Origin of the sequence: Collinsella sp. CLA-ER-H2, assembly GCF_040092405.1 — a bacterium.
GTDB lineage: Bacteria > Actinomycetota > Coriobacteriia > Coriobacteriales > Coriobacteriaceae > Collinsella.
Window position 1 is genome coordinate 21,063 of the sequence record NZ_JBBNLO010000005.1, and the last position, 16,339, is coordinate 37,401.

Below are 16,339 nucleotides of genomic sequence, written 5' to 3' on the forward strand. Positions count from 1 at the left end.
GACGGCACAGCTAACGCCACGTATCCTATCGAACTGCGTGTTTCGTAGGGGGATGCTGACCCCTCGATTCAAGCCGTTGCACTTTACAGAAAGCTGGAATCATTCGAGAAGGAGTACGCTTTGCCTACTATTAACCAGCTGGTTCGCCAGGGCCGTCGTTCCGTGCCCAAGAAGTCCAAGAACGCTGCTCTGCAGCACAACTCCCAGAAGCGCGGCGTGTGCACCCGCGTCTTCACCACGAGCCCCAAGAAGCCGAACTCGGCTCTTCGTAAGGTTGCCCGTGTTCGCCTCGTCAACGGCATCGAAGTTACTGCTTACATCCCGGGTGAGGGCCACAACCTGCAGGAGCACTCCATCGTGCTCGTCCGCGGCGGTCGTGTCCGTGACCTCCCTGGTGTCCGTTATCACGTCATCCGTGGCGCCTACGACGCTGCTCCGGTCCAGAACCGTATGCAGGCCCGTTCCAAGTACGGTGCTAAGCGCCCCAAGGCTAAATAAGCCAGATAACGTTTTGATACTTTCGCCGTGTGCCGCCTAAGCGCCGCACGGTAGACACTTAAGGAGATTTCACATGCCGCGTCGTGCAGCAGCTAATCGTCGTGAGGTTCAGCCTGACGCCGTTTACAACAACCGCCTGGTGACTCAGCTCATCAACAAGGTCCTTCTTGACGGCAAGAAGGCCACCGCTGAGCGCATCGTTTACACCGCTTTCGAGATCGTTGCCGAGAAGTCCGAGGGTGGCGACGCTCTCGCTACCTTCAAGAAGGCTATGGACAACGTCAAGCCCACGCTCGAGGTTAAGCCCAAGCGTGTCGGTGGCGCTACCTATCAGGTCCCGATGGAGGTCAACTCCCGTCGTTCCACCGCTCTGGGTATCCGCTGGATCGTCAACTTCTCCCGCGCTCGCAAGGAGAAGACCATGGCCGAGCGTCTCGCCAACGAGATCCTCGACGCTTCCAACGGCCTGGGCGCTTCCGTCAAGAAGCGTGAGGACGTCTTCAAGATGGCCGAGGCCAACCGCGCGTTCTCTCACTATCGTTGGTAAGTTAAGGTAAGGAACTAACATGGCTAAGCCTAAGTACAAGCTTTCCGATACCCGTAACATCGGCATCATGGCCCACATCGATGCCGGTAAGACCACCACGACCGAGCGTATTCTTTACTACACCGGTAAGACCCACAAGATCGGTGAGGTCCATGAGGGCGCTGCCACCATGGACTGGATGGTTCAGGAGCAGGAGCGCGGCGTAACCATTACCTCCGCTGCTACCACGTGCTTCTGGAACAAGGACGGTAAGGACTACCGCATCCAGATCATCGACACCCCGGGCCACGTTGACTTCACCGCCGAGGTCGAGCGCTGCCTGCGCGTCCTCGATGGCGCTGTCGCCGTCTTCGACGCCGTTGCCGGCGTTCAGCCCCAGTCTGAGACCGTTTGGCGTCAGGCTTCCACCTTCAACGTCCCCCGCATCGCTTTCATCAACAAGTATGACCGCGTGGGCGCTGACTTCTTCAACGCTATCGAGACCATGAAGGATCGTCTCGACGCTAACGCCGTGGCCGCTCAGGTCCCGATGGGCGCCGAGGACAACTTCTGGGGCGTCATCGACCTGGTCACCATGACTGCATGGGACTTCAAGGCCGACGAGAAGGGTATGACCTACCCCGAGCCGATGGACGAGATCCCGGCTGAGTTTGCCGACATCGCTGCCACCAAGCGCGAGGAGCTCCTTGACGCTGCTGCCAGCTTTGACGACGAGCTCATGGAGAAGATCCTCATGGAGGAGGACTTCACCGTCGAGGAGCTCAAGGCTGCTCTGCGCAAGGGTGTTCTGGCCAATGAGCTCAACCTCGTCTTCGTGGGCTCCGCCTACAAGAACAAGGGCGTTCAGGAGCTGCTCGACGCTGTCGTCGACTACCTGCCCAGCCCGCTCGACGTTGAGGCCGTCACCGGTACCGATCCGGACACCGGCGAGGAGATCCAGCGTCATCCTTCCTTCGACGAGCCCTTCTCCGGCCTGGTCTTCAAGATCATGACCGACCCGTTCGTCGGTAAGCTCACCTACGTCCGCGTTTACTCCGGCCGCGCCGAGTCCGGCTCCTACGTGGTCAACGCTTCCAACGGTCAGCGCGAGCGCCTCGGCCGCATCCTCGAGATGAACGCCGCCGAGCGTATCGACCGTGACGACGCTGCCGCCGGCGACATCGTCGCTTGCGTCGGCTTCAAGAACTCCACCACCGGCGACACCCTGTGCGCTGAGGGCAAGGAGATCGTCCTCGAGAAGATCGAGTTCGCTAAGCCCGTTATCGACGTTGCCATCGAGCCCAAGACCAAGGCCGAGCAGGACAAGATGTCCCTTGCTCTGACCAAGCTCGCCGAGGAGGACCCGACCTTCCAGGTGTCCACCAACCACGAGACCGGCCAGACCATCATCGCCGGCATGGGCGAGCTGCACCTCGAGATCATCGTCGACCGTCTGCTCCGCGAGTTCAAGGTTGACGCTAACGTTGGTAAGCCCCAGGTTGCCTACCGCGAGACCGCTGGTCACGACGTCGAGAAGGCTGAGGGCAAGTTCGTCCGTCAGTCCGGCGGTCGCGGTCAGTACGGCCACGCTGTCATCAAGCTCGAGAAGATGGAGGAGGGCTTCGGCTACGAGTTCGTCAACGCCATCGTCGGCGGCGTCGTGCCCAAGGAGTACATCCCGTCCATCGACAAGGGCATCCAGGAGGCCCTGAACACCGGTGTTATCGCTGGCTTCCCGGTCCTCGACGTTAAGGTCACCCTGTTCGACGGTTCTTACCACGAGGTCGACTCCTCCGAGGCCGCCTTCAAGATCGCCGGTTCCATGGCTATCAAGGACGCCCTCAAGAAGTCCGATCCGCAGCTGCTCGAGCCGATCATGGCTGTCGAGGTCGAGACCCCCGAGCAGTACATGGGCGACGTTATGGGCAACCTCTCCGGTCGCCGCGGCAAGATCGAGGGCATGGAGGATCGCAAGAACAGCAAGCTCATCCGTGCCAAGGTGCCGCTGGGCGAGATGTTCGGTTACGCTACCGACCTTCGCTCCCAGACCCAGGGCCGTGCATCTTACACGATGCAGTTCGACTCTTATGAGCCCGCGCCCAAGTCCATCGTGGACGAGGTCATGAGCAAGAACGCCTAAGTTCGAGCTCCCTGTTACGTAATCCTGCGAGAACATCTCTCGCACTCTTTGGAGGTTTAAGTTGGCTACCCAGAAGATCCGCATTCGCCTCAAGGGCTATGATCACGAGGTCGTCGATCAGTCCGCGAAGCTCATCGTCGAGACCGCTCAGAAGACCGGCGCTCGCGTTTCCGGTCCTGTCCCCCTGCCCACCGAGCGCAACCTGTACACGGTTATCCGCTCGCCGCACGTGAACAAGGACTCCCGTGAGCAGTTCGAGATGCGCACCCACAAGCGCCTCATCGACATCCTCGACCCCACCTCGGGCACCGTTGATTCGCTCATGCGTCTCGACCTCCCCGCTGGCGTCGACATCGACATCAAGCTCTAAGCGATATCGCTCATAGCTTACAGAGCCCCGCTGCCATTACGGTAGCGGGGCTCTTTTGATTTGGGATGAGATTTTGGGACGGCGAATACGTCTATCGAGCGAACGACTGCGGCGCCTTAATCGCTCAGAGGGCGCAACGACGCTTCTTCGAAGTGGAAGACGCACAAGCCACTCTCGGTCTCGATGCTTGCGCGACCGTAATCGTCGACCGTTCTAAAAATGCCGCGTGCCAGCTCGTCCCCAGCGGGGGAGCGGGCGATAACGTTCTTCCCGATCCAATTGAGGTGAGCGATATATTCGTCGTGGACGGGCGCGAGTGGGCCGGCGTTGTCCTCCATGGTATTGAGGCGTTCTGCCCACGCGTCTACAGCGCCTACGACGGCGTGGTAGACCTCCTCGAGCAGCACATCGACGGCGGGAACATTCTCGTTGAGGTCTGACAGGCCAATTGCCGCCAGGCCGCCATCGGGCACCTCTTGGGGCGTGTAGTTCACATTGACGCCAATGCCGCAGACGGCGAAGGGCATGCCTATGCTGTCGCGTGCTGCCTCGACTAGAATGCCACCGAGCTTATGTCCTCGCGCGACCAGGTCGTTGGGCCATTTGAGGCCAATCTCGTTTGCAAGACCCTGCTTTTCGAGTGCTTCGAGCACCGCTAGGCCGCTGACGGCGGCAAGACCAGAGTACTTTGCGGGATTAACGCATGGACGCAGGACGATCGAAAGCAATAGGTTGCCGGCGGTTGAATCCCACTTGTGGCCGCGCCGGCCGCGTCCTGCTGTCTGAGCCCGGGCGGCAAGTCCTGTGCCGTGCGGTGCTCCCTGTTTTCCTGCTTCGAGCAGGTCATCGTTGGTCGATCCGGTTACGTCGACTATCGTTAATATGGCATCCATAACAACTGCTACCTCCTAAGTTAATAAGGCAATCGCGCAATGGTGTCGAGAGATAGACACAATGTGAAGCCTTTGTCGCATTTGGACAATTTAATGTTAACACGTCAACAACAACTAAAATGCGCTATCCTCTCTTGGTCGATGTAAACACGTCAACAACTCAAAGGAGGTTAGTGATGGGTTTCACGATTCTTGGAACAGGCTCGGCGCTTCCTGAACGCAGTGTTTCCAATGACGAGCTGTCTGAGTTCCTCGATACCTCGGATGAGTGGATTTTTACCCGCACAGGTATTAAGAGCCGCCACGTCTGCACCACCGAGTCACTTGACGATCTTGCCGTAGCGGCGAGCGAGCGGGCACTCCAGGTGTCCGGAATCGACGCGAGCCAGCTGGATTTGATCGTCTGCTCGACGACGACGGGTGACCACCTTGTTCCCGCTGAGGCGTGTGCCGTTGCTGAGCGACTAGGCGCGACGTGCCCTGCCTTCGATGTCTCGGCGGCTTGTGCCGGCTTCGTATTTGCGCTCGATGTCGCCGAGGGCTATATCGCCCGCGGTCGCGCCGAGCGCGTGCTTGCCGTTGCTGCCGAGCAGATGACGCGCGCGCTCGACTGGACCGACCGTGCCACCTGTGTGCTCTTTGGCGATGGGGCAGGCGCCGCAGTGATTGAGGCTGGGGGAGACAGCCCCCTTGCCGTTGAGCTTTCGACGGCGCCTGACGTCGAGACGTTGCGCGTTCCCGGTCTGGTTGGCACCTCGCCGTTTAAGGCTTCCGCAGATAGCGCGAGCGTGCTGTTCATGAATGGCCGCCGTGTGTTCAAGTTCGGCGTCAACGCCATCTGCGACACGGTCAACAAGCTCGCCTGCGACGCGAGAATCGCGGTCGAGGACATCGATCATTTTGTATTTCATCAGGCTAACGAACGAATCCTGAGCCAGGCGGTCAAGCGTCTGGGCGTGCCGGACGAGCGTGTGGTTCGCACGTTGCGCGAGACCGGCAACATTTCGAGCGCATGCATTCCGCTTGCCCTCGACCGGCTGGCAAACGCCGGTGCACTTCACACGGGCGACACGATCGCCTTGGTTGGATTTGGCGCCGGTCTGGATATAGGTGGCTATCTGCTTCGTTGGAAGTAGTCGCACATAGGAAATAAAAACGCCCTAGGGCACAACCAAAGGAGAACTACCATGGCAGATCAGAAGACCTTCGAGCGCGTTTGCGACGTTATCCGCGAGACCGCTGGTCTTGACGACGTCGAGATGAAGCCTGAGTCCACGCTTGAGGAGATTGGCCTCGACAGCCTGGGCACCGTCGAGATCCTCGTCGCCGTCGAGGACGAGTTTGGCATCCAGCTCGATACCGAGGAGAACCCCAAGACGGTCGGCGAGTTCGCCGATACGGTCGAGGCGGCATTGGAGAAGTAGAGATGCTCAAGACTCCTCTCTGCGATCTGCTCGGCATCGAAAAGCCCGTGTTCCAGGGCGGCATGGCCTGGATTGCCGATGCCTCGCTGGCATCGGCCGTGTCCGAGGCAGGCGGGTTGGGAATCATCGCGGCCATGAATGCCGACGCCAACTGGCTTCGCGACCAGATTCATAAGCTGCGCGCCAGGACGGATAAGCCCTTTGGCGTCAACGTCATGCTCATGAGCCCGTTTGCCGACGAGGTCGCGCAGGTCGTGATTGACGAGCGAGTGCCGGTCGTCGTGACGGGCGCCGGCAATCCCGCCAAGTACATGAAGGCGTGGAACGAGGCGGGCATCAAGGTCATCCCGGTCGTTGCCTCGGTGGCGCTGGCGCGCCTCGTGGCACGTCGTGGAGCCACGGCGGTTGTTGCCGAGGGTACCGAATCGGGCGGCCATATTGGCGAGACCTCGACGATGGCACTGGTGCCGCAGGTCGTCGATGCGGTCGACATTCCCGTCGTGGCCGCCGGCGGTATTGCCGACGGCCGCGGCGTGGCGGCCGCCTTTATGCTGGGCGCCGAAGGCGTGCAAGTGGGTACGCGCTTTCTGGTCGCAGACGAGTGCACCGTCTCGGAGCAGTACAAAGAGATGGTCCTGAAGGCCAACGACACTTCGACGCGTGCGACCGGTCGCTCGACGGGACATCCAGTGCGCGCCCTCAAGAGCCCCTTCACCAACGCCTATGCCAAGAGCGAGGGTTCCGGCGCGAGTGCCGAGGAGCTCGGTGCTATGGGAACCGGTGCGCTGCGTAAGGCCGCCAAGGGCGGCAACTACGAAGAGGGTTCGTTTTTGTGTGGACAGATTGCCGGCATGGTCAACGAGCGCCAGAGCGCACGCGAAATCGTTGACGACCTGGTCGATGGCGCCGAGCACGTCCTGAAGGGTGCGTGCGCATGGGTGGCGTAGCGTTTTTGTTTGCCGGCCAGGGTGCCCAGCACCCCGCGATGGGCGTCGACTTGATCGAGACATCGCCGGCGGCTGCCGAGGTGTTCGCCATTGCCGATGAGGTGCGCCCGGGGACGAGCGAGCAGTGCCGGAGCGCCTCCAAGGAGGAGCTCTCGCAGACCGAGAACACGCAGCCTTGCGTGTTCGTGCACGACTTGGCTGTCGCCGTCGCCCTGCGCGAGCGCGGCATGGTGCCTGCCGCCTGTGCGGGATTCTCGCTGGGCGAGGTCGCTGCACTCACCTTTGCGGGGGCATTCGATACGCGAGCGGGTTTTGAGCTCGTGTGTGAGCGCGCGGCATTGATGGCCACGGCGGCCGAGCGTCACCCCGGCGGCATGCGCGCCGTCATCAAACTTGATGCTGCGCAAGTCGAGAACCTGGCTGCGCAGGCCGGCGAGGACTGCTGGCCGGTCAACTACAACAGTCCCCAGCAGACGGTTGTGGCCGGAGCGCCCGATGCGCTGCAGACCCTCGACGTCCTAGTAAAAGAGGCTGGCGGCCGCGCCATGAAGGTCGCGGTGTCGGGTGCATTTCATAGCCCCTATATGGCCGAGGCGGCCTGTGGCCTTGCCGCATATATTGAGGCCGGTCACGCGCCGTCCCCGTTGCTCATTCCTGTTTTGGCAAATATGACAGCGGCGCCCTATCCGGCGGACCCCCAGACGGCATCGGAGGTGCTGGCCAACCAGGTGAGTCATGCCGTGCGCTGGGTCGACACGCTGCATGCTCTGCAGGATCAAGGCATCGACACGTTTATTGAGGTCGGCCCCGGCAAAACGCTGTCGGGCCTGGTCAAGCGTACGCTGAGCGACGTTCGTGTGTATTCGTGCGAAACGGTCGAGCAGGTCGCAGCTATTGCCGACGAGCTCGCATAGTTCACAGGGCTGTAACCCGAAAGGAATGACATGGGCAACTTGAACAACGGCGCGCTCGAGCGCAACGACTCACGTCGCGTGGCACTGGTCACGGGCGGCTCGCGGGGTATCGGCCGCGCCTGCGCTATCGGTCTGGCGGAGGATGGCTACGATATCGCCGTCGTCTATGCCGGCAGCGTCGATGCGGCGCGCGAGACGTGCGACGCCTGCGAGGCGGCTGGCGCCACGGCGCGCTCATATCAATGCGACGTGGCCGACCCCGCTGCCGTCAACGCGTGCATGGAAGCGGTCCTCAACGACTTTGGCTCCATTTGGGCGCTCGTCAACAACGCTGGCATCACCCGCGATGGCCTGCTCATGCGCATGGGCGATGACGCCTTCGACCGCGTGCTCGACGTCAATCTCAAGGGAACATTCAACATGACGCGCGCGCTCACCAAGACCTTTATGCGCCAGCGCGGCGGTTGCGTCGTCAACATGAGCTCGGTCGTGGGCCTGATGGGCAATGCCGGGCAAGCCAACTACGCTGCCTCCAAGGCGGGCGTGATCGGCCTGACCAAGGCGGTGGCGCGCGAGCTTGCGCCCCGCGGCGTACGAGTGAACGCGGTTGCCCCCGGGTTTGTCGAGACGGATATGACGGCAAAGCTCTCGGAGAAGGTGCGTACGGTAACCGAGGAGCAGATTCCCCTTAAGCGTATGGCGCAGCCCGAAGAGGTGGCCGGTGTGGTGCGATTTTTAGTGAGCGATGCGGCTGCCTACATTACGGGCGAAGTCGTACGCGTCGACGGCGGAATGGCGATGTAGAAACCAGGGCCGAAGAACGGCTTGGATGAGGAGACCATGATGGAACAGAGAGTTGCAATCACCGGTATCGGTGCCGTGTCGCCGCTCGGCAACACCGCGCTTGCCACCTGGGCGGCCATGTGCGCCGGCACGTGCGGCATCGGCCCGATCACGCACTTCGATACCGATGCGTTTGCCGTCAAGGTGGCAGCCGAGGTCAAGGGCTTTGACGGCAACGAGTACTTTGGCAAGCGTGACGCCAAGCATCTCGACCCCTGCGTTCAGTTTGCGATGGCGGCTTCGGACGAAGCCATGCACGATGCGGGCTTTGATGTCGAAGGCGCCATCGATCGCGAGCGCCTGGGCGTCTACGTGGGCTCGGGCGTGGGCGGCATGACGACGCTCGTCGACAACGTCCATACGATTGCCGAACGTGGGCCCCGCCGCGCATCGCCCTATATGATCGCGATGATGATCCCCAACATGGCATCGGGCAATATCGCAATCCGCCACAAGGCAAAGGGCCCGACCCTGCCCGTGGTGACCGCGTGCGCAACCTCGGCCCATGCGGTGGGCGAGGCGTTCCGCGCCATCAAGCACGGCTATGCCGACGCGATCCTCGCGGGCGGCGCCGAGGCTGCAATTATCCCCGATGCCGTTGCGGGCTTTACGTCCTGCCGCGCATTGACCACCAACCCCGATCCCGCGACGGCCTGCCGCCCGTTCGATGCAGACCGCGACGGCTTTGTGATGGGCGAGGGCGCCTGCGTGCTGGTACTCGAGAGCATGGAACATGCGCAGGCGCGCGGTGCGCACATTTATGCCGAGGTCGTGGGCTACGGCAACACCGATGATGCCTATCACATCACGAGTCCTGATCCCGAGGCTGCCGGCATTGCCCGCGCGATATCGCTGGCGGTGACCGAGGGCGACGTCAAGCCTTCCGAGGGTCTCTACATCAATGCCCACGGCACATCGACCAAGCTCAACGATTCGTCCGAGACGACGGGCATTAAGCGTGCGCTCGGCGAGGACGCGGCGCGCGCCGCGCACGTCTCGTCGACTAAGTCGATGACCGGCCACATGATCGGTGCCACGGGTGCCATCGAGGTCATGGCCTGTGCCATGGCGCTCGAGCAGGGCGTGGTGCCTCCGACCATTAACTACCACACGCCCGATCCCGCCTGCGATCTTGACTACACGCCCAATCGCGCGGTTCGCGCCGACCTTACCTGGGCGCTTTCGACCAACCTGGGCTTTGGCGGACACAACGCCGCCATCGCGCTGCGTAGATATACGAGGAGCTAGAGCATGGATTCCAAAAGACTTGCCGAGATAGCCGATGTTATGGAGAACCGCGGCCTCACGCGCGTACGCGTTGAGGAACCCGATGGCACCGCGGTCGAACTCGAGCGCGCGAGCGCCGCACAGCCGGTTGCCGTGCCCATGCCCATGCCGAGCGCTATGGCCACTCCAGTTGCAGCTCCCACAGTCGCGCCTGCCGCACCGGAGCCCGCCGCGCAGGCGCCTGCCGCCGCACCGGAGCCCAAGGGCACCGAGGTGACCGCTCCCATGGTCGGCGTGTTCTATGCTGCCCCGGCGCCGGGCGACGAGCCGTTTGTGCACGTGGGCTCTAAGGTCAAGGCCGGCGAGACCCTCTGCATCATCGAGGCCATGAAGGTTCTCAACGAGGTAACGGCCGAGGCGGATGGCGAGGTGCTCGAGATCTGCGTGGCCGACGGCGACCTCGTGGAGTTTGGCAGCTGCCTCATGAGGATCGGATAGGTGATATCCATGAACAAAGAAGAGCTCAAGAAGCTGTTACCGCATCGCGAGCCGATGCTTTTGCTCGACGAAGCCGAGCTGGTGGGCGACGAGGCCCACGGCAAGATCACGATTACGGGCGACGAGTACTTTTTGCAGGGGCATTTTCCGGGAAACCCGGTCGTCCCCGGCGTGATTCAGTGCGAGATGCTCGCCCAGAACTGCTGCGTGCTGCTGATGGGCGATGAGGGGGCGCGCGGCGCGACGCCGTTCTACACGAGTCTGGACAAGGTGCGCTTTAAGCGTCCGGTGCGCCCGGGCGACACGGTTGATCTGGTGTGCACCATCACGCGTGCGCGCGGGCCGTTCCGCTTTGCGACGGGTACTGCGAGCGTCAACGGTGAGGTTTGCTGCCGCGCCGATATGTCTTTTGCACTCATGCACGAAAGTTAAGGAAGGCTTCATGTTCGACAAAGTGCTCATCGCCAACCGCGGCGAAGTCGCGGTCCGTGTTATCCGCGCGTGCCGCGATATGGGCATCAAGACCGTCGCCGTTTATTCCACGGCCGATGCGGACGCGCTGCACGTGCAGCTTGCCGACGAGGCGTATTGCATCGGCGGTCCGCGTCTTGCCGAGAGCTACCTCAACGACGATGCTGTGCTCACCTGTGCCGTAAAGTCGGGAGCTAAGGCAATTCATCCCGGCTATGGCTTTTTCTCCGAGAAGGCGAGCTTCGTGCGCGACTGCGACAAGTATGGCCTGGCGTTTGTTGGTCCTTCGGCCGAGGTGATCGACAGCATGGGCGACAAGGACGCCGCGCGTCGAACGGCTGCCGCGGCGGGCGTGCCCATCGTGCCGGGCTGCGATTTGCTCAAAAGTCCCGAGGAGGCAACGGCCGAGGCTGAGCGCATTGGCTGCCCCGTGCTTATTAAGGCGCGTGCGGGCGGCGGCGGTCGCGGTATTCGTAAGGTCGAGCGCGTGGAAGATGCGGCAAAGGCCTTTATTGAAGCACGCGCCGAGGGCGAGGCCGTTTTTGGCGACGGCGAGTGTTACATGGAGAAGTTCGTCGCGCCGGCGCACCATGTTGAGGTGCAGATTATGGCCGATAAGCAGGGCCATGTGTTTTCGCTCGGCGAGCGCGAGTGCTCGGTGCAGCGTCGCAACCAAAAGCTGATCGAGGAGAGCCCCGCGCCGTGCCTCGACGGACGCGATGATATTCGCGCGCGCATGCACAAGGCCGCGCGCGACCTGGCTCGTGCCGTTGGCTATGAGGGCGCCGGTACCATTGAGTTTCTGTATTCGGACGACGGCAATTTCTACTTTATGGAAATGAACACGCGCTTGCAGGTGGAGCATCCGGTTACGGAGTTTGTGACCGATACCGACCTGGTCAAGTGGCAGCTGCGCGTGGCAGCCGGCCAGCCTCTGCCCTTTGAGCAGGAGGACATGCCGGTCCGCAACCACGCCATGGAGTGCCGCATCAATGCCGAGACGCCGGACTTTCTGCCGTCATGCGGAACGGTCACCGCGTTGCGTGTGCCGGGTGGTCCGCGCGTGCGCTGGGATTCCGCCATGTTTACCGGTGCGACAGTTCCGCCGTACTACGACTCCATGCTCGGCAAGCTCATCGTGTGTGCGCCCACGCGTGACGGCGCCATTCGCAAGATGCGCTCGGCCCTGGGCGAGCTCGTGATTGAGGGCGTGAGTGAAAACAGCGAGCTTCAGCTCGACGTGCTGGCAAACGACGAGTTCTTGTCGGGCATGTATCACACCGATCTGATGGGGCATCTCTATGCTGATGAATAGAAAAGCGAAGACGGTCAATGTCCTCGAGGGGCCGATAACCGAGTCGTGCGCCGAGTTTCCCGCGCGCCACGTGTTTATCAAGTGCCCGGAGTGCCGCCGTGTGATCGATGAGGCACGCCTGCACGACAACCTCGAGGTCTGCCCTCGTTGCGGCAAACACTTTCGCGTGAGCGGTCGCGCGCGCATGCGCATGACGGTCGACGAGGGCACGTTTGAGGAATGGGATGCCAATCTGGCGTCGGAGGATTTCCTCTCGTTTCCCGGTTATGCCGACAAGCTCAAGGGCGCGGTCGAGCGTTCGGGCGAGCGTGATGCCGTTGTGTGCGGCAGGGGCAAAATCTGCGGCTGCGATACGGCGCTCTTCTTTATGGACGCCAACTTTATGATGGGCTCGATGGGTTCTGTGGTGGGCGAGAAGATCTGTCGCACATTTGAGCGAGCGATCGAGCTGGGATTGCCAGTTGTCGGCTTTACCGTTTCGGGCGGTGCGCGCATGCAAGAGGGCGTGACATCGCTTATGCAGATGGCCAAGATTTCTGCGGCGGTTCGGCGCCACAGCGAGGCGGGCGGCCTGTATATCACGGTACTCACCGACCCCACGACCGGAGGCGTAACCGCGAGCTTCGCCATGGAGGGCGACATTATCCTGGCCGAGCCCGATGCCCTGACGGCATTTGCCGGCCCGCGCGTGATCGAGCAGAACATGCACAAGCGTCTGCCCAAAGGATTCCAGCGCTCCGAGTTTTTGCTGGAGCACGGCTTTTGCGATGCCGTTGTTCCGCGTGGCGAGATTGCGCTCACGGTAGGCGAGCTGCTGGCGCTGCACGAAGGGCACGCGCCCGGCCTGGGGGCTCCGCACGAGATTGTGCATACGGGTCGTCGCGGCAAAAAGCTGGGACACTTGTTCAAGCGCTCGGCCGCACCAAAAACCGCGCTCGAGATTGTCAAGCAGACCCGCTCGGCAGATCGCGCCACGGCAGGCGAGATGATCTCGCTGGGCCTGGATGGATTTGTGGAGCTGCACGGCGACCGCTACTTTGGCGACGACGCCGCTGTGGTGGCTGGCATTGGCTGGAAAGACGGACGCCCCGTAACGGTCATCGCCATCGAGCGCGGCACCACGACCAAAGAGCGTATGCGCCGCAACTTTGGTATGGCACATCCCGAGGGCTATCGCAAAGCGCGTCGTCTGATGCGCCAGGCCGAAAAGTTTGGTCGACCGGTTCTGTGCCTGGTCGATACTTCGGGCGCGTTTTGCGGCATCGGTGCCGAGGAGCGCGGCCAGGGCGAGGCGATTGCCCAGAATCTCATGGAGATGAGCGGCCTTAAGACGCCGATTGTCTCGGTGGTGACAGGCGAGGGCGGCTCTGGTGGCGCGCTGGCGCTATCCGTGGCCGACCGCATCCTGATGCTCTCGAGCTCGGCCTATTCGGTCGTGAGCCCCGAGGCCTGTGCGTCGATCCTGTGGAAGGATACCGACCGCGCGAATGAGGCTGCCGAGGCGCTTAAGCTTACGGCCCCCGATCTGTTGGCGCTCGGCATCATCGACGGCATTGTTGACGATAAGGGCCTGTCGCATGAGGAGATCGCCGGTGCCGTCATGTCCTCGGCATTTGATGCCTTCGATGCGCTTGGGCAGCTCGACGACGCGACCCTCACAAACCTCCGCTACGAAAAGTACCGCGCAATCGGTCAGTACCGCACGATGTGACAAAGGGAAAGCTCGCATGTCACATTGGGAAAGGCGTTCCATGTCACAAGTTTCTAACACCTCGTTTACAACGTCGGTTTCATCAAACGCCATGGCCGTGGTGGACTATCTGTCCAAAAGCATGATGTCAGCGCTGCCGTTTATTGTCTGCGCGGCGTTGTTCCGCACCGTCGCTGTCATTATGGGCGAAGGCATGCTGGGCCTGTGGTCTGCCGATTCCGATATCTATCGCCTGTTCTACAGTTGGCTCTATAACGCCGGCTACTACTTTTTGCCCATTTATCTTGGTTGGGCGGCCGCCCGCCAGCTCGGTTGCTCGGAGCAGCTGGGTATGATGCTGGGCGGCGTATTGATTGCGCCCGATCTGCTCAAGCTCGTCGATGCCGCATCGACGACGGGGGCATCGATGACTTCCGTGTATGGTCTGCTTCCCGCGCCGGTCAACGATTACACGACGACTGTTATTCCAGTTCTCCTTTCGGTGCCTGTGCTATGGCGAGTGGAGTGTTTCTTTAAGCGCGTTATCCCTAGGGCCGTGGCGTTTTCGTTTGTTCCGTTTGCGACCATGCTTGTCATGGTTCCGGTTTCGCTGTGTATTACGGCACCGGCGGGCAGCTATCTGGGCATGCTGTTGGGCCAGCTTATGTTTATGCTTGGCAATTCCGGTGGCATCGTGTCGCTGCTCACGCTCATGGGGCTTGCTGCGGGCTGGGAGTTCCTAAAGATCGCCGGCGTCAGCAACGTTGTCCTATCGCTCGCCTATGCGCAGTTTATGAGTGTGGGAACGGATTCGTGCATCCTGATCGCCGCGACGATGGCAACGTTCGCCGTTTGGGGCATGCCCTTTGGCGCGTCGCTTCGCGTTGCGGATAAGGACGAGAAGGCGCTCATGCTGGGCTATTCAATCTCGGGTGTTCTTGGCGGCGTAAGCGAGCCGGCGCTGTACGGTTGCGGCTTTAAATATGGCAGGTGCCTGACGTGCATGGCCATTGGCGGCGCCGTCGGAGGCCTTGTTGCGGCCGTGGGCCACGTTACGGCCTATACCATCGGCATGACGAATGTCCTTATGGTCATTGGCTTTGCCACGGGCGGCATCTCGAACCTGCTGTGGTGCTGCGCTGCCGGCGGTGTGGCATTTGCGGTGTCTGCGGCGCTGAGCTACTGCTTTGGCGTGGTGCCGGCGAAGGGGCGGGCGGCAGAAGACGGAGCCGATTTGCCCGAAACCTCGAAGAGCGCGGCCGAAGCAAGCGCATAAATCGATCGACAAAGGGACAGTCCTGCATGTCACATTCCAAGGTCGTGGCCCATGTGGGTTGCGGCCTTTTTGTATCTGGGGGACAAAGTGGCTACACTACAATCCGTTTGAGCAATAGATATATAGATAGCATCGTGGGGGCGGATGTAGATGGTTGAGTGGATTGTTAAGCGTGCGCAGGGCGACCGTGCGCGCGTGGGCACGTTGACGGGCGTGGTGTGTATTCTCGCCAATGTGGCACTATGCGCTGCAAAGGGCGCAATTGGCGTGCTGTCGGGATCGGTTTCGATCGTGGCGGATGCCATGAACAACCTGTCCGATGCCAGCTCGAATATCGTGAGCGTGCTGGGCTTTAAGCTGGCGAGCAAGCCGGCCGACCCCGAGCATCCTTACGGCCACGGTCGCTATGAGTATCTCTCGGGTTTGGTCGTGGCGGCGCTCGTGCTGCTGATTGGCGTTGAGCTGGTGAAGTCCTCGGTCGAGCGCGTCATCCACCCCGAACCTGTCGAGTTCTCGCTTGCCCTGGTGGCAGTTCTAGTGCTTTCGATGGTCGTAAAGCTCTGGATGGCGGCCCTCAACCAAAAGCTCGGCGATCGCATTGAGTCCGAGACGCTGCATGCGACCGCGCAGGATTCCAAGAACGATGTCCTTGCTACGGGCGCCGTGCTGGCGTGCGCAATTGTTTCGCAGGTGACGCACATCAATCTTGATGCATGGGTCGGCCTTGCCGTTGGCGCTTATATTGGCTGGAGCGGCTTTGAACTCATCCAGGATACGGTGAGCCCGCTTTTGGGCCAGTCACCCGATCCTAAGCTGGTCAAGCACATTCGAGACAAGATCATGAGCTATCCCGGCGTTTTGGGCGTTCACGATTTGATGGTTCACGACTACGGCCCGGGCTGGAAGTTTGCAAGTGCGCACGCCGAGATGGCGGCCGAAGCCAGCCCGCTGGAAAGCCACGACACGCTCGATAACATCGAGCAGTCGTTTAGGGACGAAGACGGCATGATCGTCACGCTTCACTACGATCCCATCGTGACCGATGACCCCAAGGTGGCGAGCATGCGCTTGCGCATTCACGCCATGGCTCAGGAGATCGATAACCGCCTCTCGATTCATGACCTACGCTGTGTGCCGGGTCCTACGCACACCAACGTGATCTTTGACTGCGTGCGTCCCTCGGATCTGCAGATGAGTGCCGAAGACTTAAAGCACGCGCTGGCACAACGGGTCGAATCGGAATATCCCAAGTCGATTGCCAAGATTACGATCGACGAAGACTACGTAGGCCATACCCACGAGTAAGG

Annotated in this window: 17 protein-coding genes; 16 read left to right on the plus strand and 1 reads right to left on the minus strand. The window is 61.4% G+C overall.

Translation table 11 applies throughout. The annotated features are described in order from the left end of the window. Positions 1 to 120 precede the first annotated feature (120 nt). From rpsL to rpsJ, 4 genes are all read left to right on the plus strand, one after another. The gene (gene rpsL / locus AAAX59_RS02275; protein ID WP_006235012.1) at positions 121 to 498 is read left to right on the plus strand and encodes a 30S ribosomal protein S12; all 378 of its coding nucleotides are present in this window, start codon (positions 121 to 123) and stop codon (positions 496 to 498) included. 73 nt (positions 499 to 571) lie between these two features. Next, entirely contained in the window at positions 572 to 1,045 is a 474-nt protein-coding gene (gene rpsG / locus AAAX59_RS02280) for a 30S ribosomal protein S7 (protein WP_006235013.1), read from the plus strand. 19 nt (positions 1,046 to 1,064) lie between these two features. Beyond that, positions 1,065 to 3,164 carry an elongation factor G gene (gene fusA, locus AAAX59_RS02285; RefSeq protein ID WP_022094183.1) on the plus strand — a complete coding sequence of 700 codons (2,100 nt, stop codon included), beginning with the start codon at positions 1,065 to 1,067 and terminating at the stop codon, positions 3,162 to 3,164. 61 nt (positions 3,165 to 3,225) lie between these two features. Further along, positions 3,226 to 3,534, plus strand: coding sequence for a 30S ribosomal protein S10 (gene rpsJ / locus AAAX59_RS02290; protein ID WP_022094184.1), 309 nt, complete (start codon positions 3,226 to 3,228; stop codon positions 3,532 to 3,534). Between the two features lie 116 nt (positions 3,535 to 3,650). On the opposite strand, the gene AAAX59_RS02295 is transcribed toward rpsJ, so the two are convergent. After that, the gene (locus AAAX59_RS02295; RefSeq protein ID WP_349070351.1) at positions 3,651 to 4,427 is read right to left on the minus strand and encodes a biotin--[acetyl-CoA-carboxylase] ligase; all 777 of its coding nucleotides are present in this window, start codon (positions 4,425 to 4,427) and stop codon (positions 3,651 to 3,653) included. 176 nt (positions 4,428 to 4,603) lie between these two features. On the opposite strand from AAAX59_RS02295, the gene AAAX59_RS02300 reads away from it, so the two are divergent. From AAAX59_RS02300 to AAAX59_RS02355, 12 genes are all read left to right on the plus strand, one after another. Further along, entirely contained in the window at positions 4,604 to 5,563 is a 960-nt protein-coding gene (locus tag AAAX59_RS02300) for a beta-ketoacyl-ACP synthase III (RefSeq protein ID WP_349070353.1), read from the plus strand. 51 nt (positions 5,564 to 5,614) lie between these two features. Next, a complete protein-coding gene (locus AAAX59_RS02305; RefSeq protein WP_006235019.1) occupies positions 5,615 to 5,851 on the plus strand; it encodes an acyl carrier protein in 237 nt (78 codons plus the stop codon). A gap of 2 nt (positions 5,852 to 5,853) precedes the next feature. After that, a complete protein-coding gene (gene fabK, locus AAAX59_RS02310) occupies positions 5,854 to 6,798 on the plus strand; it encodes an enoyl-[acyl-carrier-protein] reductase FabK (protein ID WP_349070355.1) in 945 nt (314 codons plus the stop codon). Next, positions 6,786 to 7,712, plus strand: coding sequence for an ACP S-malonyltransferase (locus tag AAAX59_RS02315; RefSeq protein WP_349070358.1), 927 nt, complete (start codon positions 6,786 to 6,788; stop codon positions 7,710 to 7,712). Before fabK ends, AAAX59_RS02315 begins: the two co-directional genes overlap by 13 nt. Positions 7,713 to 7,742: 30 nt before the next feature. Beyond that, positions 7,743 to 8,516, plus strand: a complete 774-nt coding sequence (fabG, locus tag AAAX59_RS02320; RefSeq protein ID WP_349070361.1) for a 3-oxoacyl-[acyl-carrier-protein] reductase — start codon at positions 7,743 to 7,745, stop codon at positions 8,514 to 8,516. Between the two features lie 39 nt (positions 8,517 to 8,555). Beyond that, positions 8,556 to 9,803 carry a beta-ketoacyl-ACP synthase II gene (gene fabF, locus AAAX59_RS02325; RefSeq protein ID WP_349070363.1) on the plus strand — a complete coding sequence of 416 codons (1,248 nt, stop codon included), beginning with the start codon at positions 8,556 to 8,558 and terminating at the stop codon, positions 9,801 to 9,803. A 3-nt stretch (positions 9,804 to 9,806) separates the two neighbouring features. After that, the gene (accB, locus tag AAAX59_RS02330; RefSeq protein WP_349070366.1) at positions 9,807 to 10,280 is read left to right on the plus strand and encodes an acetyl-CoA carboxylase biotin carboxyl carrier protein; all 474 of its coding nucleotides are present in this window, start codon (positions 9,807 to 9,809) and stop codon (positions 10,278 to 10,280) included. 9 nt (positions 10,281 to 10,289) lie between these two features. Further along, positions 10,290 to 10,712 (plus strand): 3-hydroxyacyl-ACP dehydratase FabZ, encoded by a 423-nt coding sequence (gene fabZ / locus AAAX59_RS02335; RefSeq protein WP_349070367.1) that lies wholly within the window; start codon positions 10,290 to 10,292, stop codon positions 10,710 to 10,712. A gap of 10 nt (positions 10,713 to 10,722) precedes the next feature. Further along, positions 10,723 to 12,066 carry an acetyl-CoA carboxylase biotin carboxylase subunit gene (locus tag AAAX59_RS02340; protein WP_349070369.1) on the plus strand — a complete coding sequence of 448 codons (1,344 nt, stop codon included), beginning with the start codon at positions 10,723 to 10,725 and terminating at the stop codon, positions 12,064 to 12,066. Further along, a complete protein-coding gene (gene accD / locus AAAX59_RS02345; protein WP_349070370.1) occupies positions 12,053 to 13,777 on the plus strand; it encodes an acetyl-CoA carboxylase, carboxyltransferase subunit beta in 1,725 nt (574 codons plus the stop codon). Before AAAX59_RS02340 ends, accD begins: the two co-directional genes overlap by 14 nt. Positions 13,778 to 13,817: 40 nt before the next feature. Continuing rightward, a complete protein-coding gene (locus AAAX59_RS02350) occupies positions 13,818 to 15,032 on the plus strand; it encodes a hypothetical protein (protein WP_349070371.1) in 1,215 nt (404 codons plus the stop codon). A gap of 150 nt (positions 15,033 to 15,182) precedes the next feature. Then, positions 15,183 to 16,337 (plus strand): cation diffusion facilitator family transporter, encoded by a 1,155-nt coding sequence (locus AAAX59_RS02355; protein WP_349070372.1) that lies wholly within the window; start codon positions 15,183 to 15,185, stop codon positions 16,335 to 16,337. Positions 16,338 to 16,339: the final 2 nt, after the last annotated feature.